This window comes from Paenibacillus sp. MAH-35 (genome assembly GCF_058135425.1).
This window is the reverse complement of record NZ_JBYUPU010000021.1, coordinates 42695-61112: the sequence shown is the minus strand read 5'-3', so window position 1 is coordinate 61112 and position 18418 is coordinate 42695. Positions and strand designations below refer to the sequence as shown.

General features: G+C 57.2%; 17 protein-coding genes. 10 read left to right on the top strand and 7 right to left on the bottom strand.

Going from position 1 to position 18418, the window contains the following annotated elements; genetic code table 11:
- Nucleotides 1–161 precede the first annotated feature (161 nt).
- From AC3Y2E_RS20965 to AC3Y2E_RS20950, 4 genes are all read left to right on the top strand, one after another.
- The gene (locus AC3Y2E_RS20965) at nucleotides 162–896 is read left to right on the top strand and encodes a class I SAM-dependent methyltransferase (RefSeq protein ID WP_379213788.1); all 735 of its coding nucleotides are present in this window, start codon (nucleotides 162–164) and stop codon (nucleotides 894–896) included.
- A gap of 93 nt (nucleotides 897–989) precedes the next feature.
- Nucleotides 990–1412 carry a DUF4395 domain-containing protein gene (locus tag AC3Y2E_RS20960; protein WP_379213786.1) on the top strand — a complete coding sequence of 141 codons (423 nt, stop codon included), beginning with the start codon at nucleotides 990–992 and terminating at the stop codon, nucleotides 1410–1412.
- A 301-nt stretch (nucleotides 1413–1713) separates the two neighbouring features.
- Nucleotides 1714–3519, top strand: coding sequence for a cache domain-containing sensor histidine kinase (locus tag AC3Y2E_RS20955; protein WP_379213784.1), 1806 nt, complete (start codon nucleotides 1714–1716; stop codon nucleotides 3517–3519).
- Entirely contained in the window at nucleotides 3516–5153 is a 1638-nt protein-coding gene (locus AC3Y2E_RS20950; protein WP_379213782.1) for a response regulator, read from the top strand. Before AC3Y2E_RS20955 ends, AC3Y2E_RS20950 begins: the two co-directional genes overlap by 4 nt.
- A 76-nt stretch (nucleotides 5154–5229) precedes the next feature.
- Here AC3Y2E_RS20950 and AC3Y2E_RS20945 read toward each other — a convergent pair whose 3' ends face one another.
- A complete protein-coding gene (locus tag AC3Y2E_RS20945; RefSeq protein ID WP_379213780.1) occupies nucleotides 5230–6120 on the bottom strand; it encodes a helix-turn-helix transcriptional regulator in 891 nt (296 codons plus the stop codon).
- 96 nt (nucleotides 6121–6216) lie between these two features.
- On the opposite strand from AC3Y2E_RS20945, the gene AC3Y2E_RS20940 reads away from it, so the two are divergent.
- From AC3Y2E_RS20940 to AC3Y2E_RS20915, 6 genes are all read left to right on the top strand, one after another.
- The gene (locus tag AC3Y2E_RS20940) at nucleotides 6217–7542 is read left to right on the top strand and encodes a DUF455 family protein (protein ID WP_379213778.1); all 1326 of its coding nucleotides are present in this window, start codon (nucleotides 6217–6219) and stop codon (nucleotides 7540–7542) included.
- Between the two features lie 101 nt (nucleotides 7543–7643).
- A complete protein-coding gene (locus AC3Y2E_RS20935) occupies nucleotides 7644–8606 on the top strand; it encodes an ABC transporter permease (protein ID WP_379213776.1) in 963 nt (320 codons plus the stop codon).
- Nucleotides 8607–8651: 45 nt separating this feature from the next.
- Entirely contained in the window at nucleotides 8652–9566 is a 915-nt protein-coding gene (locus AC3Y2E_RS20930; protein WP_379213774.1) for a carbohydrate ABC transporter permease, read from the top strand.
- Between the two features lie 50 nt (nucleotides 9567–9616).
- A complete protein-coding gene (locus tag AC3Y2E_RS20925) occupies nucleotides 9617–11221 on the top strand; it encodes an extracellular solute-binding protein (protein ID WP_379213772.1) in 1605 nt (534 codons plus the stop codon).
- 217 nt (nucleotides 11222–11438) lie between these two features.
- Nucleotides 11439–13655, top strand: a complete 2217-nt coding sequence (locus tag AC3Y2E_RS20920; RefSeq protein ID WP_379213770.1) for a hypothetical protein — start codon at nucleotides 11439–11441, stop codon at nucleotides 13653–13655.
- Between the two features lie 22 nt (nucleotides 13656–13677).
- Nucleotides 13678–14685: an aldo/keto reductase gene (locus tag AC3Y2E_RS20915; RefSeq protein WP_379213768.1), complete on the top strand. Its 1008-nt coding sequence runs from the start codon at nucleotides 13678–13680 to the stop codon at nucleotides 14683–14685.
- A gap of 56 nt (nucleotides 14686–14741) precedes the next feature.
- On the opposite strand, the gene AC3Y2E_RS20910 is transcribed toward AC3Y2E_RS20915, so the two are convergent.
- The 6 genes from AC3Y2E_RS20910 to AC3Y2E_RS20885 all read right to left on the bottom strand — a co-directional run bounded on the left by AC3Y2E_RS20910 (nucleotide 14742) and on the right by AC3Y2E_RS20885 (nucleotide 18418).
- Entirely contained in the window at nucleotides 14742–15086 is a 345-nt protein-coding gene (locus AC3Y2E_RS20910; protein WP_379213766.1) for a YrdB family protein, read from the bottom strand.
- A 9-nt stretch (nucleotides 15087–15095) separates the two neighbouring features.
- Nucleotides 15096–15677, bottom strand: coding sequence for a TetR-like C-terminal domain-containing protein (locus tag AC3Y2E_RS20905; RefSeq protein ID WP_379213763.1), 582 nt, complete (start codon nucleotides 15675–15677; stop codon nucleotides 15096–15098).
- Nucleotides 15678–15682: 5 nt separating this feature from the next.
- Complete coding sequence (locus tag AC3Y2E_RS20900) at nucleotides 15683–16414, bottom strand: MBL fold metallo-hydrolase (RefSeq protein WP_379213761.1); 732 nt, start codon at nucleotides 16412–16414, stop codon at nucleotides 15683–15685.
- 273 nt (nucleotides 16415–16687) lie between these two features.
- Entirely contained in the window at nucleotides 16688–17200 is a 513-nt protein-coding gene (locus AC3Y2E_RS20895; protein ID WP_379213870.1) for an S-layer homology domain-containing protein, read from the bottom strand.
- On the bottom strand, nucleotides 17175–17462 hold the full coding sequence (locus AC3Y2E_RS20890; RefSeq protein WP_379213759.1) for a hypothetical protein: 288 nt from the start codon (nucleotides 17460–17462) through the stop codon (nucleotides 17175–17177). The genes AC3Y2E_RS20895 and AC3Y2E_RS20890 overlap by 26 nt, the downstream gene beginning before the upstream one ends.
- 569 nt (nucleotides 17463–18031) lie before the next feature.
- The gene (locus AC3Y2E_RS20885) at nucleotides 18032–18418 is read right to left on the bottom strand and encodes a DUF2188 domain-containing protein (RefSeq protein ID WP_379213757.1); all 387 of its coding nucleotides are present in this window, start codon (nucleotides 18416–18418) and stop codon (nucleotides 18032–18034) included.

Sequence of the window (18418 nt, the reverse complement as noted above, 5' to 3'; positions counted from 1 at the left end):
AAAAGCGTGCAGACCTCATCCGTTGGATGGAATAAGGGGTACAAACCGCCTGTATTTGCTTCGTTCTTTCGAATAGGCCGAAAATAGGAGGTGGCAAAGCCTCTTATTTTGCTAAAGGGCCCCATACTTTACCAAGAAATAAACGTTAGGATGCTGTGACCATGAAACAGAACAAATATGACGACTCCGATTTTTTTGCGAATTACAGCCGGATGCCCCGTTCGGTCGGGGGATTGAATGCGGCCGGAGAGTGGCAGGAGCTTCGCGCGATGCTCCCCGAGCTGCACGATAAAAGAGTACTGGATCTGGGCTGCGGCTTCGGCTGGCACTGCCGGTATGCGCGGGAGCAGCAGGCCCGTTCCGTGGTCGGCGTGGATCTGTCCGGGAATATGCTGGAGCGCGCCAGAGCGATGACCGACGATCCCGGAATCCGGTATATGCAGCTGGCGATCGAAGATATCGACTTTAGCGCGGGCGAGTTCGATGTGGTGATCAGTTCGCTGGCGCTGCACTATATTGAGCGTCTGGATATCCTCTGCCGGCGCATTTATCATTGTCTTGCGCCCGGAGGCGCTTTCGTGCTGTCGGTCGAGCACCCGGTCTTCACCGCGCTTGCCTCCCAAGACTGGCACTACGGACCGCAAGGCGAGAAATTGCACTGGCCCGTCGACGGCTATCATCAGGAAGGCTCCCGGCAGGCCCGGTTTCTGGACCATGATGTGATCAAATACCATCGAACGGCAGCGACGTATATGAATACTTTAATCGCATCGGGATTTTCGATTCGAAGCGTGGCCGAACCGAAGCCGACCGAAGAAATGCTGGAGACGAACCCCGATATGCGGGATGAAATGCGCCGCCCGATTTTCCTGATGATCTCCGCGGTAAGGGATTAATGTAGTGGCTTCAGCGCGGCATGGAGTTGTTCCCAAAATTCCGCTAACGTTGTATAATTATCATATAAACCGAGTGGAAAAGAGGGGATTGAATTGAGCGATAAGCCCGAATTCATTCCGAGGCCGCTTGTCCGGACGAATCAGTGGGTGATCGTATTGTCGGTCCTGGCAACCTGGATCACCGGAGTGTACTGGATATTGGTCATTCCGCTTCTGGCGGGGGCGCTGGGCGTGCTGTTCGATTTCAACCCGATCATGAGACTGGCCAGGTTATTTTTGCGAAAACCCGCATTCGCCTATATTCCGGAGGATAAGGCCGAGCAGCGGTTCAATCAGATTTTGGCGGCGAGCTTTCTGCTGATCGCCTTGGCCGCGTATTCGTTCCAATGGACGGCGATTGCCTATACCTTTACAGCCATGGTCGCTTTGGCTGCGATTGTTGCGATAATGGGGTTTTGCGTTGGATGTTTTGTGCGTTACCAGTGGATTCGGTACCGGAACAAGGCCGGTTTTTAAGAAAGGTTCGGTTGGAGCTGCTAGTGACTGTAATCCGGAAGCGGTACGGACCGGGGTGGCGATTCGCCTCCGACAGACAGCTGAAGTCACACATAATCTAAAAAGTCTGAAACCCGTACGGCGATGCCGTGCGGGTTTATAACGTTTCCTGGCATTTTCCCGTATTCGTTTGGGAGATCGCCTTAACCGTTTGGCAGATGCTCCAAGTCCCGAAGCCGACTTCGGGGTAAACTGGAAGCGGGAAGCCGGCAGGCTTTACAATAAACGTTGAAAGCGCTTAACATGGATATGAGGTGGTGCTATGGCGTTTTTGATGAACCGGTTTTTGAACATGAAGCTTCGCAGCAAGTTTTTGCTCACCTATGTTGTGCTTATTCTCCTCACGGTTCTCCTCATCGGGACAGTTACGTATTATACGTCGGTCAATTCCATCAAGAGCAAAATAACCGACTTCTCTTCCTATCTCATCGAACAAATCGCCAAAAACTTGGAGAAAAAAACAAAAGACGTTGAAGATTTTGCCTTTAATCAATTCCGGATGTCGGAGGTCGCCGACAAGCTGATGGCTGAGGGAGTCGACTCGGCCGGCTTTAATGTGATGGAAAGCAAGATGATGTTGAACTTTCTGAACGATTTCATCCATACGAAGCCTTACCTCCACTCCGCCTACCTGTGGACCCCATCCGGGACCGCCGGTCCTAGGGCGAATTACGTCGAGCGCAACGGCTCGCTGATGCAGGAGCTGGTGTCTTTGCTGAACCCGCAGGAGGTCCGGGACAACTGGGGCCGGGCGATGTGGGTTCCCGGGGACAGCGGGATCGTCTACATGCAGAAGGCGCTGTACGACGTCCGGTCGACGAAATTTCTCGGCGTGCTCGTGCTGGGCGTCTACGACGGCTACATCCGTGAAATCTACGACAGCATCGATACGCTGAGCGGCGGGGACATCTATATCGTCAATGAGAAAAACGAGCTGCTCCTTCCAAGCCGCAGCGTGAACGGCTTCGATCCGGCTTTTATAACGAAAAGCTTGAAGGAGCGCTACTTCGCTGCCAACACGAGCATCCGATCGGGGCGCGGCACGTTCCTATCGACGATGATCTCGATCTCCAACGACCGCTGGAAGGTGCTGCACCTGATCTCCGTGAAGGAGCTGACCCAAGATACGGAGGCGATCGCCTATTGGACGGTGACGACTTGCGTAATCGCGCTGTTCCTGGCGTTTCTTATCGCTGCTTTTCTCGCGAGCAACATTACCGAGAACATTCGCCGGCTGCTCCAGAGCATGAGGCAGTTTTCCGGAGATTATACGCACAAGGCGGTCGTTCCCAAAGGAAGGGACGAGGTGGCGATGCTGGCCGAGAAGTTCAACTTTATGTCGGAGAAAATCAATGATCTGATCCATACCGTCTACGCCGAGAAGCTGTCGAAGCAGAAGGCGGAATACCGGACGCTGCAGTTCGAATACAAGGCGCTGCTCGCCCAGATGAACCCCCATTTCCTGTACAACACGCTGGAATCGATCCACAGTATGGCGAAGCTGAAGGGGGAGGATGAGATCGGGGAGCTGATCTGCCTGCTCGGCAATCTGCTGCGGGAAAGTATTGCGAAGAAAGGGGATTTCGTTTCCTTGTCGGAGGAGGTCGAATATATCCGTAAATATTTATCGATCCACCAACTGATTGACAGCGACAAGATCGAGGTGTTCTACGAGATCGACCCTTCGCTGATGGACGTTCAGGTGCCGAGGTTCGTGCTGCAGCCGATTGTGGAGAACGCTATCGTGCACGGGATCGAGGCGAAACCGGGCAAGGGCGTCATCCGGGTCCGGTGTCAGGCGGACACGAGAGACTTGATCGTGGAGGTAACCGATAACGGAATCGGCATGGAGGAGGAAGTCGTCAGGCACCTGCTGCAGGCGGAAGACCGCGTCCAGGAGGACGGCCAGCCGGCGAAACATACGCAGGTAGGCGTGAACAGCGTCAGCAAACGAATCAAAATGCTGTGCGGCGATCCGTTCGGCCTCGCCATCGACAGCCGTCCGAGTGAAGGCACGACAATTCGAATCCGTTTGCCAATGAGCATTCAAGGGGGGCTTTCGCAATGACGTACCGGGTGGTTGTAATCGACGACAAGGCGATTATCAGGAAAGCGCTTATTCAGACGATGGATTGGAACAACCTGAGCTGCGAGGTCGTCGGGCAGGCGGATAACGGCTTTGAAGGAAAGAAGCTGATCGAGCAGCTTCGCCCCGATATTTTAATAACCGACATCAAGCTGCCGGGACCGAGCGGTCTCGATCTGGCGGAGCATATGCACCAGGTGTCTCCTTCGTCCAAAACGATTCTGATGACCGGCTTCCAGCAATTCGAGTATGCGCAGCGCGCCGTGAAGCTGGGAGTAATGGACTTTATGCTGAAGCCGATCCGCAACGAGGAGCTGGCCCAGATCGTCAGGAAGGCGGTAACGGTGCTGCAGTCCGCGCAAACCCGGCGGCATGAGGAGGAAAAACTCGCCACGATGTACCGGGAGCTGGAGCATCAGATCCATGACTCGATCCCGTTCCTCCGCAGCAAGCTGCTAGCGGATCTGCTGACGGGCGAAGTGGCCGGCGAGCAAGCCCGGGACGCGATGGCCCGGCTGGAGCTAAGGGATGGTCGTCTGCAACTGCTCGGCATGCGTCCCCGCCGGCTGGACCGGACTTTGCAGGCTGCTCAGCGAAGCAAGCTTCTCAATCACCTGTACGCCCAGGTCACCCAAAAGGCGCAGCAGTCGAAGGAGAAGTACGGGATCGATCTCGCGGAGGCCCGCTCGAAGGAGGATCTGATCATTGCCCTGCTGCTGCCGAAGGGCGCGTCGGAGCGGGAGATGCGGCGGATTGTCACAGCCTTTGCCGGCGGGCTGTGCGGACGGGATGAGTCGTGGCAAGCGTTCGATTTCGTAACCGCAGTCACCGCCCCGTACAGAGGGATCGGCGAAACGGCCGCCGCCTTCGAGCAATTGCAGGCGATGCTGGACGCCGGTTTTTTTGGCGCTGGAGGTAAGCTGCTGTTTCCGGAATCGATTCCGGGCGCCAAGGACAAGGCCGAACGGTTCTCGATCATCCGCGATCTGGAGCAGTTCCATCATATGCTGGGCCAGGCCGCCGTCCAGCCGCTGACCGAGCCGATCGACCGGTTCGTGGAACGGGTCCGAATGTACAGCGAAGGCAGCATCCGTGTCGCAAAAGGGCTGATCGCCGAAGCGTGTCTCGCCATCGCGCGCCATTATTACCGGGTGACGGGCAACGAATTCGGGCTGGATCGTAGCATCGACAAAATGCTCGACGATATCGAGCGGCTCCCGGATCTGGCCCAGGCGTCCTCCTACCTGCACAGGCTGATGGAAGAAATACGCATAAAGCTGAGCGGCAGGCGCAAAGAGTACAGCTTGCAGGTCCGGCACATCCTGGACTACATCAACAGTCATTTTTCCGGCAATCTCACTCTGACCTCGGTAGCGGATCATTGCGGACTGAATCCGAGCTATGTCAGCCGGCTCCTGCGGTCAGAGACGGGCGATACGTTCGTCGATCTGGTCGCCAAGGCGAGAATCGAAGTGGCCAAACGGCTGCTGCGCGACCCGAAGTACAAGGTGGGCGAAGTGGGTGAAATGGTCGGATACAAGGAGTACGCTTACTTCTATCAGGTGTTCAAAAAATTCGAAGGAACCTCGCCCCGGGCATTTCAAAACCGGACGTAAAAAAATCTAATAAAAGTGCGAAATCGCTCCATGCCTTCCATTGTCCGGCTCAGCTAAACTAAGGATGTCTGCCGGTTTAGGACCGTCTGATCTGCTGACGGTATTTGCCCGGAGAGATTCCTTCCAGCTGCTTGAACAGCTTGTTGAAGAAGCTCAGGTCGTCGAACCCGACCTCCTGGGCGATATGCAAAATTTTGCCGTCCGTGCCGGCGAGCAGCTCCTTGGCGATGCGGATGCGGATCTCGTTGCGGTATTCGATAAACGTCTTGCCGTTATATTGCTTGAACTTGGTGATGAACGCGGACTGGCTCATACCGCACATCTGGCTCACCTGGGCGAGCGACAGAGGGCTGGAATGATGCAGCTCGATAAATTCGCACACCCGCTCCATCACCTTGCTTTCCGATGCCATGGCCGTCATCGGACGGTGCAGCTGCAGCTCGTAGCAGCGGCTTAAGTAGACGAACAGCTCGATCAGCCGGGTTTTCACCAGAATCCGATAACCGAGCTTCTTGTCCTTATATTCGGCGGTCAGCCGGTCAAGCAGCAGCTTCATCTCGATCCGCTGATGCGTATCCAGCGTCAGGTGCGACTGGAATTGAACCGATTGCCGCAGAAACGGCTCTACGTAGAAAAAGTCGACAAACGGCGTCACGAGGGAAAGCGTTTGCAGCTCGTTTTCGAGAAAGGACGCATGGAACAGGATGTTGTACACGAGGAGACTGCCTCCGGAGGCGACCTGATAGGCGTGCTCCGCATCCGGCTCGATAATGAACACATCGCCTTCACGGAGCGGGTACCGGTCCCCGCGATATTCGTGGTAGCCGCTGCCTTCCGCAATGTAGACGAACTCGATAAACTCGTGGGAGTGTGGCTCCACGACCTGATTGGCCTTCAGCACATACGGCCCCGTATGAAACGGAAAGTCCGCGCTTTCCAAATAATCGGCGTTATGGAATCGAGTCATGCCAGCACCTCCCGGCCCGGTCGGGCCATTCTTTTTTTAAAATATATCACAGATCGGGAAGCTGTACAGACGTTATTCAATAAGGAGTGGATACCGATGAGTGCCAACCGTAAAGAGCTGCGCCGGATTCCGCAGGCGGCACATCTTCGCCGGATCGTATCGTTTCAGCGCGGAATGATCGGGACGATGGGCGCCTGGATCGCCCGGCTGCGCCATGCCGAGGTGAAGTATATGGCGGCCCGGCAGCTATGGGAGTGGGCGGAGCATGTGGATGTGATCCGTAAGAGGCTGGGGGAGATGCCCGGGGGCAAGCCGGATGCTCCGCTGGAGGACCATCTGGAGCAGGTGCTGGAGGAAGCGCTGTTCGCAACGGACGAATTGCCGTTCCTGAGCGCTTTGTATGAGGCGATCCTCCCTGCGGTGCGGGGCGCTTATCTGGAGTATATCAACCGGACGGCCGAGCTGCCGGACCGGCCTTCGGTACACATTTTGGAAGATGTCGTGCATGCGCTGGGCAAGCAAATCGAGACGGGTCGGGTGATGGTCCGGCAGCTCGCGGCGGAAGCCGATCTGTTCACCGCCGGGGAATGGACTGCGCATATATGCGGGCTGCTCGAGCATGCGGGAGGGTTAAGCGGCGAGGCGGCCGCTTCAGCCGTGGACGTCGCGGCGAAACGCAGGTTCGCCGGCTGCCGTTACGAATCGCCGGTTATGCAGCACCGGGCGAAGGGCGCTTCTTTCAGCTACGACCATCCGATCGAAGGATACGTCTGGTCGCATACGCTGAAGGGCGACCCGCTGCTCGAACGCGTCGCTTTGGCGGTATGGCTGTACAACGAGATGGATGCGGCTGAGTACATTTCCCCGATTTTGTATGAGGTGAAAGGGATGCCGTGGGAATTTTATTACGATGTGGCCCGCCATACGTGGGATGAAGCCCGCCATTCCGAGTTCGGCTGCAGGCTGCTGGGAGCGTTCGGTTTTACTCCGGTCGAATTCGAGGTATGGGTAGCCACCTATATGAGCTCGATTGCGATGAAGCCTCACGAGCGCTACGCGGCGGTGACGTGCTGGTACGAGCCGGGCAGCTTCCAGGTGAAGCCGGACTACATGGAGCGGCTGGCGCAGCAGGCCGGGCTTGACGACATGACGGTCGAGCTGCTGCGGTTCGATCTGGCCGATGAGACGCTTCACGTCAGCTTCGGACATAAGTGGGTGGAGAAGCTGATGCGCCACTACGGCGACGAGAGGCCGGTCGGCGAACTCGTGGACGAGGTGAAGAAGAAAGGAACGGCGCTCCGGGAAGCGCAAGGAGCGGTCTTCCGAAGGACGATGCCTCCGGAGAAGCGCCATACGATGGAGACGATCCGACAGCGGCTGGAAAGCCGATCGGCGCATCATCCGGAATTTCAAGATAACTAATAAAATGTAAAGATCGTATAATTTTAAGCGCTTACAAAAGGCGGTATACTCGAAGCAGATTGGATATCCAGCTGATCCCATAACGGAGAGAGGGTAGCGCCATGTCATCCGAACTTCTGGCGACAGAGATCAAGCCGACAACGGAGGGAAGGGCGCGCAAAAGCGGCTTCTCCAAAGAAATGCGCAAAAACTACGACATGTACCTGATGCTAGTGCCCGCGATCGTCTACTACTTTATTTTCTCCTACACCCCGATGTTCGGCCTCGTCATCGCCTTTAAAGATTACAACATCTTCAAGGGCGTCTGGGAAAGCGACTGGGTCGGGCTGAGCAACTTTAAAGAAATGCTGAACTTCCCCGGCTTCTACGACATGGTCCGCAATACGCTGGTGCTGAACGTCCTGTCGCTTATCTTCGGGTTTCCGGCCCCGATCATTTTGGCGCTCATGCTGAACGAAGTGCGGCAGAAGATGTTCAAACGCGTGACGCAGTCGCTGCTGTACTTGCCTCATTTCATGTCCTGGATTATTATGGGCGGCATTATCTACAACCTGCTGTCTCCCCAGTATGGCTTCGTCAACATGGTACTGGAGAAGCTGGGCCTGGAAAAAATTTTCTTCATGGTAAGCGAGAGCTGGTGGATCACCACCTACGTCGGTTCCGGGATCTGGGCCGGAGCGGGCTGGGGCACGATCATCTATCTGGCCGCGATGACGGCGATCGATCCTTCCTTGTACGAGGCTGCGGTAGTGGACGGCGCGGGAAGATGGCGGAAGATCGTGCATATTACGATCCCCGGCATTATGCCGACGGTTACCATTTTGCTCATCCTGAATTTGGGCCACCTGGTTTCGATCGGCTACGAGCATATTTTGGCGCTGCAAAATCCGATGGTTGGCCGCGTATCCGAGGTTATCAGCACGTTCATCTATAACGTCGGGATCAAGCAGGCGAACTTCTCGATGACGACGGCGGTCGGGCTGCTCCAATCGGTCATCAATCTGATTCTGATTCTCGGCGCCAACTATTTTGCGAGAGCGATGGGGAAGGAAGGGCTGTGGTAAATCCGCATCCATGCGCGCATAGACGCGAAGAAGGAGGGGAGGCCTTTGCCGGCCGCTGCAAAGACGACAACGAAAACGACGAAGATTCGGCGAACCCATTCCGATTTGGCGTTCCAGATCGTCAACTACACGCTGATCAGCGCGTTCACCTTCATATGCCTGTTTCCGTTCCTCAATACGTTCGCCAGCGCATTCAGCGACAATCATGCGATTCAGTCGGGCAAAGTCGTGTTTTTCCCGGTTGGCTTTACGCTTGATCCGATGAAGGCGGTCTTTATGGACCACAGCATTATCCGGGCGTTATACATCACCATATTCGTGACGATAGTCGGGACTGCCGCGCAGATGATCTTCACGATTCTGACCGCTTATCCGTTGTCGCGCCGGGACTTGAAATACCGCGCCCAGATGATGAACTACATCCTGATCACGATGCTGTTCAGCGGAGGGCTGATCCCCGGGTATTTGCTGATCAAAAACCTCGGCATGCTGAACTCGCTGTATGCGATTATCGTTCCCGGGCTGCTGAGCAGCTTCAACCTGATTGTGCTGCGGACGTTTTTCCAGGGGCTGCCCGACGAACTGCGCGAAGCGGCCGTCATGGACGGGTGCAGCAACATCCGGTATATCATCACCTGCGTGGTGCCGCTGTCCATTCCCGCTATCGCCACACTCAGTCTGTTCTATGCGGTAGGCCATTGGAACAGCTACTTCGGCCCGCTGCTGTTCATCGACAATCCCGACCTCCATACGCTGCAGGTTAAGCTGCGGGCGATTCTGCTGCTGTCCCAGCATACCGTCAATATCAATGAGCTGACTCAGCAAAATGCGCTTCATCTGATGGAGGAATCGCTGAAATCGGCTACTATCGTATTCGCCACCGTTCCGATCCTGCTTGTCTACCCGTTCCTGCAAAAGTATTTCGTGAAGGGCGTCATGATCGGCGCCGTCAAAGGATGACAGGATGGATGGTATTAATCCTGAATAAAAGCAATGAGGAGGCAGGCAACATGCGACATGCTAGGGCCAAAATCGCTGTAACCGGACTCGCGCTTGTGATGGCATTGGCAGGATGCTCGGGGGGAGACAACAAGCCGGCCGGAGAGGCGGGCGGTAAAACCGAAGAGAAGCCGCCGGCGGCGCCGGAGAAGCCTACCAAGCTGAGGGTGGAGCTGTGGGACCGGAGCAATGCGGCGGAAGGGACGACGATTACGAATAACTTCCTGACGAACTGGATTCGCGACGAAGTCGCCAAGATCGGAATCGACATCGAGTTCGTTCCGGTCCCGCGGGCGACCGAGGAAGAGAAGCTGAACGTCTGGATGGCGTCCGGCGAAGCGCCCGACATTATTTTCGTCTACAACCCGACGGTGATGATGCGGTACGCGGAGCAGGGCGGCCTGCACGAGCTGACCCCGATCCTCGACAAGTTTCCGAAGCTGAAGGAAGCCAATAAGGTGGCGCTGGAGACGGCCGGCCTATACAAAGGCAAGCGTTACGCGATCCCGGCGCGGGTCGAAGCGACGGCGGGGCCGAGCATGAAGATTCGCCAGGACTGGCTCGACAAGCTGAATCTGAAAATGCCGACCTCCAACGACGAGCTGTACGCGGTGCTGAAGGCGTTCAAGGAAAAAGATCCGGGGGGCGTCGGCAAAGACAATATCGTTCCGTGGGGGCTGTCCACGCCATCCCAAGGGACGAAGAGCTTCTGGTACGGACCGGCCTACGGCTTCGGCGTCAAAAACCACGGCCCCGGCGGCATTCTCTACATGCCCAGCGGCAATTTCAAAAACGGCACGTATATTTCCGGCTGGGTATCCCCGGAAGGGAAAAACTTGTTCAAGTATATGAACCAGGCGTACAAAGACGGCCTTATTCCTAAAGAATTCGTGACTGACGTTAACAATCAGAAGCTGACGCAGGGGATTGCGAACGGCACGATCGGCTTCCTCGATTCCAACGACCAGGCGCAGGGGCTTAATTCGATTACCCGTAAAGCGGTGCCGACCGCCAAATGGGTGCCGGTTCCTCCGTTCAAGCAGCCGGACGGCACGATCGAGACGTCGACCGGAGCGAAGAACGGGATGCTGATCATGATTCCGAAGAGCAGCAAAGTGCCGGAAGTAGCGATGAAATATTTGGACTGGATGGCCATAGAGAAAAATATCTCGACCATACTCGGCGGAATCGAAGGAACGCACTACAAGAAGGAGGACGGACTGAACTTCGCGATCAATCCGGATCAGAGGAAGAAGGATCTGTACGCAGCCGGAGACTTGGGCATCATCTACAACGGATCGAGGACGTACACGCTTGAGCAGTTCAAGAAGCTGCAGAATACGCCGGAAAATCCGGATGCCGGGGAGCTCGCCTTCCAGCACCAGGAAATCTTCCAGAAATACGGGGTTGTCGAAGCGAATCCGGACGTGCCGCGGCCGATCGCGACGAAGAATAACCCGACGTTCGCGAAGTTTCTGTGGGACAGCATCTCCAAAGTGATCATAGCAAGCGACTTCGACAAGGAGTTCAATGCCATGGTCGACGGCTGGAAGAAGCTCGGCGGGGACGATTACGACAAGGAAGTCACCGAGGCGCTGAAGGCGATGAAAAAGTAAGCGGATAGGCGCGCGAGTTGCACAACCAGGGGAGGGACGAATAGCCCGGCTATTCGTCTTTCCCGTTGTATGCGAGGGTGATCTGTACTATTGGTGTACGTCCCGGGCATAAGCTCCTGCTGGCGTCCGGAAGGGCGAATCTTCCTCTATTAGCCTCGCTAAATGTTAATGCGGATAAGGAGCATGTCCAAGTTACCCCCGGAAAGGATGAGTGACGATGAACAAACAGCTGTATCTGGACTATATAAAAGCCGCCGTAGCGGAAGGGCGCAAGACGTACGACGCTTCGATCGAGCATTGGAAGCGGGCGTTTAATCCGGAAGTGTTTCTGGGGATGTATACGCCTCCGGGCAACATTGCGCTTCTGGCGCAAACCGAAGGTTTCTTGTTCCATGTGACCGGGGAGCGGGAATACGGGGAGGAGGCCAAGCGGCATCTGCTGTCGATCGACGGTTTTCAGTCGATTGTGCCGCAGGAGGTGGCGGGGCGTCATCCGGAATATGCGAGAGGCATCCCGGCGTTTGATCCGCTGTTTCAAGGCACGCATTATTTGCATGGCTATCTGTATCTGAAAGGGACGGATCTGCTGAATGCGGAGGAAACGGAGCGCATCGAAGACTCGATCCGCAGCGCGATCCGCGCCATGCTGCATTATCCGGAGTGGGGGGCGCACAACCGCTCGATGCTGCGCGTCTTCGCCCTGTCGCTCTCGATAACGGCGCTTGGGGATACGGAGGAGACGCGCGAGTGGGCCAAGCTGCGCGATTATCTCGCCGAAGAGTCGTACGGCCGCTGGTCGATCGAGGATGCCGAGCTGTATCTTCCGCTCTGGCTGTATTCGTGCATTATCTATGCCAAACATACCGGCCGGGAGAGCGACTACTACTCGAAACCGCAGACGAAATATTATTTTGACTTTATTACGCGGGCGATTACGCCTTACGGCCAGATCCCCGACTTCGGGGACGCCCATTATAACTCGTATTGGTATTTGTGGCTGGCCTGCCTGGAGATGGGGGCGGCGAAGTACCGCTGTGGCCGAATGAAATACGCGGCGGGCAAAATCTACGAGTACGCCTCTTCCCGTCTGGAGGGACCGGCTTCCTTATACTTAGCTGCTTTCTATACGTACGCTTATACTTGGGGAGACGACGATGTGGAGCCGGTTCGCCCGGACGGACAAAGCGAGCTGCTGCTGGAGGATGTGATCGGCAAAAAGATATCGTTTCGCGACGGCTGGAGCGAGGATGACGCGTACCTGCTGTTCAACTACCGGGACGAGGGGGATTATGCCTACACGCCTCGGGAATACCTGCGTCTGACGATTAACGCTCCGGCCGAGAAAGCCCACCACGGTCATGCCGACGAAAATGCGGTGCTTATGCTAGTGAAAAGACAAAACGTGCTGCTTCATGATGGAGGATACCGCGATCAGGCGCCGAATGGTAAATACCGGGCTGATCTGTATCACAACAGGCTCGTGTTCAGGCAAGGACTGCCCGATCCGGCCGGCGGCGGCTCGATGTACGATTTCATTCACGACGACGGGACTTACAGACGCGTATCGACCGAGCTGCTGCACTATCAGTCGTTCGGTGAGATCGTATACAGCCGAACGAGGCTCCGCGATCCGTACAGGTCGGTGATGTGGGACCGGAACATGACGTATTTGCGAGACGAGGGCGTCTACATCGTCGTGGACTGGATCGTATCGCAGCGGGAGCAGCAGCTCAGCACGATCAATTTGTGGCATCCCGGCAGCGTGTTGGACGAAGGGCCGAACTATTACGTCGGACAGGTGCCTCATATTTACAAAGGGCCGGGCGATACATCCCCGCTCGTTAACCGCAGAGATTTGGCGCTATTGATCGAGTTTCCTGGGAGCGTTCGGCCAATCGGGAAGGAGACGATCAGACGCTGCTACGGAGACAGTACGATGGTATACGAGGCGGACAGCCGGGATGCGGCGGCGGGAGAGATGGCGTGTTTCGTCACCGTGCTGACTCCGGTGGAAGCGTCCGGCCGGGGGGCGGACCGGATCGGAAGGGTCAGCGTCAGCTATCGGCCTGATCAGAACGATCAGCTTGGACTCGTCTATAGGCGGCCGGGCAAAACGACCGAGCTTACTTACAAGCTCGACCTGGATAAAGGGGTCCGGCGCGAGCCGGAGGACAGGTTGTATCCGAAATACAGCTGGGAGCAAAGCGCTCTCGGGTACGGCCGGATCGGGACGGATGCGGACTTCTCGTTTGTGGAGGAGGACGGTTCGGGGCCGGCACGCTACGGCTTTGTGAACGGGTGCGGCTTGCGGCTGGACGGAGCGGACGTGCACCGGACGCCGGTGTTGTCTTATTATCAGTTCCCGCTCGGCACGTATACGACGGGAGACCACAGATGGCGAGCATGGTCAGGCCTTGTTCCGGAACAAACATAAAGGAAAACATGGAGGGGTACAGATGAATTATCGCAAATTTGGCTCGACAGGATGGAACGTATCGGAGATCGGATTCGGCGGATGGCAGATCGGCGGCGGAGGCGCTTTTGGCGCAGTCGACGACGACGAGTCGGTACGTACGCTGCTTGAAGCCTGGGAGCAGGGAATCAACCTGGTAGATACCGCTCAAATGTACGGAAAAGGCCATTCCGAGGAAGTGATCGGCAGGGCTCTGAAGGAGTGGAGCGGCAGTCATATTTACATCGCAACGAAAGTGCAGCCGGTGCAGTGGCCGCATCCGAGGGAGGACGATCCGGAAATGGCCGGACGGTACCCGGCCGAATATGTGCGCGAGCAGTGCGAGGCCAGCTTGCGCAGGCTCGGGGTGGAAGCGATCGACTTGTACCAGCTCCACGGCTGGTTCCCGAAGGGGCTGGAGCAGACGGAGTGGCTGGAGGCGCTGCGGCAGTTGAAGCGGGAAGGGAAAATTCGCGAGTTCGGCGTATCGATCCGGGATTACCGGCCTGAGGACGGGATCGCTCTGGCCCGTTCCGGACTGGCCGCTTCGCAGCAGGTCGTCTACAACCTGTTCGAGCAGCGTCCGGCGGATGAGCTGTTTCCGGCGTGTATGGACAGCGGAACGGCCGTGCTGGCCCGCGTACCGTTCGACGAAGGGTCGCTGATCGGCAACTGGACGGCGGATACGTACGACACGTTTGCGCCGGGCGATGTCAGAAGGGTTTATTTCAAAGGCGAGCGGTTCCCCAAGACGCTGGAGAAGGTTGCACAATTAAAAGCGGCGCTGGCCGAGGCGCTTCAAGTGCCAGAAATCAATATGGCGGAGATGGCGCTTCGCTTCTGCCTGTCGCATGAAGCGGTAAGCTGCGTCATACCGGGGATGAAAAACCGGAGTGAATTGTCGGCGAATCTGCGCGTCTCGGGCCGGGAACCGCTAAGTCCGGAGCTGCTGGAGCTGCTGCGATCGTTTAATTGGCCGAGAAATTTCCATAACCCGGATACGGTTGTGTAGCGGCCGCTGAACCTATAGGCATACCGGTGAGGGTCGACTTCCGGTATGCCTTACTTTTATAGTTTGAGGGAATATACGAGCGCAGTGTCCACGACCGCGACGATAACGAAGAGAAGCGCCAGTCGGGGATGGCCCGAGGCGTACAGGGCGGCGGCGGCCGAACCGAAGACGGCGGCTTCGAGCAGGATGCGGATCGGGACGGTTACGGGGAAGGAAGCCTTCGGTGCGATGAAGGCGCCCCAGAGTACCGCAGCGGCCAGAGGGACGCCGAGCCCGAGCAGCAGCTTCATGGGCAGCCCGCCGCCCGCTCCGGCGCGAAATCCCCAATACCCGAGGGCGGTCAGAGCGGCTAGTTCGAGCAGAAAACGGACGGCTAATATAAGCATGGAGACGATGGACATGGCGGCACCTCATTCATGGGATTGGGTCCGGATCGTTTGGAGTCCGGCAATAAACGTATCCACCAGCAGACGAAAGGTGACGTCCAGATCGAGAGGTAGGCCGAAGGCCCCCTTCTGCTCCAGAGAGGCAAAGCCGTGCAGCATGCTGCGCAGGCAACGAACCGCATGGAGGGCTGCGTCTTCCGTCATATTATAATCTTTAAAGAGAGCGACCAGCAGCCGGACGAGTTTGCCGCCGGCTTCGACGATCTCCGGGTGGCCGGGGTCCGGGGCGCGCAGCGTCAGCTCGTATACGCCGGGTCTCGCACGGGCGAAAGCCAGATAAGCGGCGCTCATCGCACGGATCGCGTCGTCACCGGTCATATCCGTTACGGCGCTATGGGCCGTGGCGTATAATTGTTCGAGTCCGTAGACGGACAGCTTCATGCGCAGTCCGGGCAAGCCGTCGATGTGGTTATATAGCGACGGGGTCCGAATATTCAGCTTCTTGGCCAGCGCGGCCAGCGACAGCTCGTCGATGCCTTGCGTATCCGCGATATCCGCAGCGGCCAGCAGGAGTGTCGTCAGATCGAGTCCGATTCGGGGTGACATGGCGGTTACACCGTCCTTTCCGGCGTGTTCGGGCGCAGCTTGGTTTCGGCTTCGGCGATTGCGCGGTTTATGTCGGCCAGCGGCTCGAGCAGCATCCTGCCATGGCCGACGGCCAGCAGAGCGGGGGAGAGCGCGGCCAGCTTCCTCGCGCTGTCCAGCGCCGCTTGCTTGTTCCAGGTGGCGAGGGCCGGGAACGGAAACAGCGGCTTCACCTGTCCGGAGACGGCGACTCCGCCTCTAGTCTGCATGGCGTCGCCGGCGATCAGGGAGCGGCTGCGGGTATCGAGGAACGCCATCGAGCCGGGCGTGTGCCCCGGAACCGATACCGCCAGCAGCGAGCCGATCCGGTCGCCGTCCCGCAGCACGATGTCGGCGCGTGTCTTCAGTTTCTTGGGAACGCCGCCGCGTATCGGCGAATTCGGCTCGTCCGGGTCGAGCGAGACGTCTCCGGCCAGCAGCCGGGCGTCTCTGGATGAGATATGGACCGGCACGCCGGGCAGCGCTTCCTTGAGCGCGTCCAGCGCGCCGACATGATCGTCGTGGGCGTGCGTCAGTACGATTCGCGTGATCGGCTTGCCGACCTTGGCGGCAGCCTGCAGGATAGCCGATGTGCTGTAAGGCAAAGCGGCGTCGATCAGCGTCAAGCCGTCTTCTTCCTCGACCAGATAACAGTTGACAGGGAACAAGCGCGGGATAAAGGTTAATTGATATAGGGTCCCAATTTGCGTAGTTTTCATCGTCCGGATCTCCTTTTTGAACAAAAACTAGTGTTGTTAGTTTTACTATAACTAATGACATTAGTTTTTGCAACTCTTTATTTTTTATGTAAGAACAGCTTTTTAACGAAGCCTTTTCCACGATGAATGACCCTACGTAAGAGGTGGCTTTCCTTCGTTCAGAATGTCTTGGTTCGCATTAACGCTTTAGCGAACTTTAAACATCCAGAATCGTTAAAAAAACCGGATTTTCAGACTGCTTGGAAGCAGCCCGAAATCCGATCAGGCAAGTTTTTATGGAGCGGATATAAATCCGGCGCGGACGAGCATGCGGTGGACGATCGCCGCCGCTTCCGCCCGAGTAATGGATTTGGACGGTTGAAGCTCCCCGGGTGCGCTGCCTGCGAGAAGTCCTTCCTTCACCGCGCTTGCGAGTACCTCTCTTGCCCACGGTACGTCATTCGCATCGGCGAACGGGCGAAGCCATACGTCCGCTTCGTCGCCCTTCAGGCTTGTCGGTATGCCGGCAAAACCGGCTGCCCGTACCGCCATGGCAGCCGCCTCCGTGCGGCTCATCATCCGGTTCGGCTGGAACGAGCCGTCCTCGTAGCCGTCGATGAGTCCGGCTCTGGCTGCGGAGCCGATCTCACCGGCGAACCAGTCGTTTGCCGTTACATCGCTGAAGCCGGCCGTCCGGGAGGTATCGGCGGTGGACAGGGCGAGTGCGCGATTCAGCATGGACGCGAATTCCGCCCTTGTCACGCCGCGCTCCGGCGCAAAATCATCGCTTGACGTGCCGGTAACGATGAAGCGTCCGGCCAGTTCCCTGATCGTCCGGTCCGCCCAATGGCCGGCCGGCCGTATCCTGGAAGGCCACTTCGTCCAGAGCCGTCTCGATTGTAAAGCGGATGTTCAGCTCGCTTGCCGGTACGCCCAGCTGTCCGGCCCAATCCGATATCGGCAGCCTGGAGGGCTCCAGAATGACGGTTGCCTGACCGCTGCGGATCGCGAGCGTCGACGAAGCTTTGGCTCCGACCAATGCCGCTGCGGGCAGCAGTGCTTCCCGCACGGTTTGAATCGTGACATCGCTGTCTGACGCGAGCGCTTCTTTCAGCGTGTCCGAGTCGATCGGTTGATTAGCGCTCTTCCTGCCGGAATAATAAAGTCGCCGCTGCTGCCATTTCCGTTATTGCCGTTATTTCCGCCGTTATCCGCCAGCTAGAGGCCAGTGAGCGGCTGGATTCGCTGCTTCGGTAAGGAAAAGAAGTCTCTGCATCCATCGTTCCGGTGGAGCGGAAACTTCTTTTTCGTTGCTTTAGGGACAGGATGATGTGCCGTCATGTGGCGGATAAGAGTGGTTTGCAGCTTTTATATTCTCCGGATCCCGTTTGGAAGGGGAAATAAGAGCGGTTTGAAGCGGCTATAATCCGCGAAAAGGGTACAGGCCCCATCAATTGGTTGAAATAAGGGGTGCAAACCGCCTCTATCCGCTTCGGTTTCTCGATTCCGTCGAAAATAGAGGGCACCAGAGACTCTTATGGAGTGACCGTCCGCAGTCCTGCCGTGGAACCCGCATAGGTGGAACCCCGCGTGCCGTTTCTCCCGCCCTGCAGGCCGGCGCATTCCGGACAGACGGGACTATCGGTAGTTGTACGACTTCTCCACCGTTCCATTTCTCCTGTGTACGATAACGCAGATGTTCTCGTCGGAGGCGATCTGCTTCGCTTTATTTTCCGCCGCCTCCTTGGTGGGGGCGACTGCCTCCGGCTGCCGGGAGCCTTGCCGCTTGATCGCCCAGCTTCCTTCATGCGGGACTACCCGGAGATTGATCGCGGCGTCGGAAGCGGCGTCCTGCTCCGGATGGTTCTCGTTCCACTCCTTGGCCTGGGACGTTGCGATCGCGATCGCTCGTCCCTCCTCATAACCCTCCTCCAGCAAAGCGTTGGCAATTTCGACCGCTTTTCCGCGGACGCGGGGTTCGAAATTTTTCAGCGACGGCGGATAATTGCGTTTCGTCCATGGCAT

Bases quoted from the DNA above. Each gene is read 5' to 3' on its own strand.
- AC3Y2E_RS20965 (WP_379213788.1), top strand. From the start codon at position 162: ATGAAACAGAACAAATATGACGACTCCGATTTTTTTGCGAATTACAGC.
- AC3Y2E_RS20955 (WP_379213784.1), top strand. From the start codon at position 1,714: ATGGCGTTTTTGATGAACCGGTTTTTGAACATGAAGCTTCGCAGCAAG.
- AC3Y2E_RS20950 (WP_379213782.1), top strand. From the start codon at position 3,516: ATGACGTACCGGGTGGTTGTAATCGACGACAAGGCGATTATCAGGAAA.
- AC3Y2E_RS20945 (WP_379213780.1), bottom strand. From the start codon at position 6,120: ATGACTCGATTCCATAACGCCGATTATTTGGAAAGCGCGGACTTTCCG.
- AC3Y2E_RS20940 (WP_379213778.1), top strand. From the start codon at position 6,217: ATGAGTGCCAACCGTAAAGAGCTGCGCCGGATTCCGCAGGCGGCACAT.
- AC3Y2E_RS20935 (WP_379213776.1), top strand. From the start codon at position 7,644: ATGTCATCCGAACTTCTGGCGACAGAGATCAAGCCGACAACGGAGGGA.
- AC3Y2E_RS20925 (WP_379213772.1), top strand. From the start codon at position 9,617: ATGCGACATGCTAGGGCCAAAATCGCTGTAACCGGACTCGCGCTTGTG.
- AC3Y2E_RS20920 (WP_379213770.1), top strand. From the start codon at position 11,439: ATGAACAAACAGCTGTATCTGGACTATATAAAAGCCGCCGTAGCGGAA.
- AC3Y2E_RS20915 (WP_379213768.1), top strand. From the start codon at position 13,678: ATGAATTATCGCAAATTTGGCTCGACAGGATGGAACGTATCGGAGATC.
- AC3Y2E_RS20910 (WP_379213766.1), bottom strand. From the start codon at position 15,086: ATGTCCATCGTCTCCATGCTTATATTAGCCGTCCGTTTTCTGCTCGAA.
- AC3Y2E_RS20905 (WP_379213763.1), bottom strand. From the start codon at position 15,677: ATGTCACCCCGAATCGGACTCGATCTGACGACACTCCTGCTGGCCGCT.
- AC3Y2E_RS20900 (WP_379213761.1), bottom strand. From the start codon at position 16,414: ATGAAAACTACGCAAATTGGGACCCTATATCAATTAACCTTTATCCCG.
- AC3Y2E_RS20885 (WP_379213757.1), bottom strand. From the start codon at position 18,418: ATGCCATGGACGAAACGCAATTATCCGCCGTCGCTGAAAAATTTCGAA.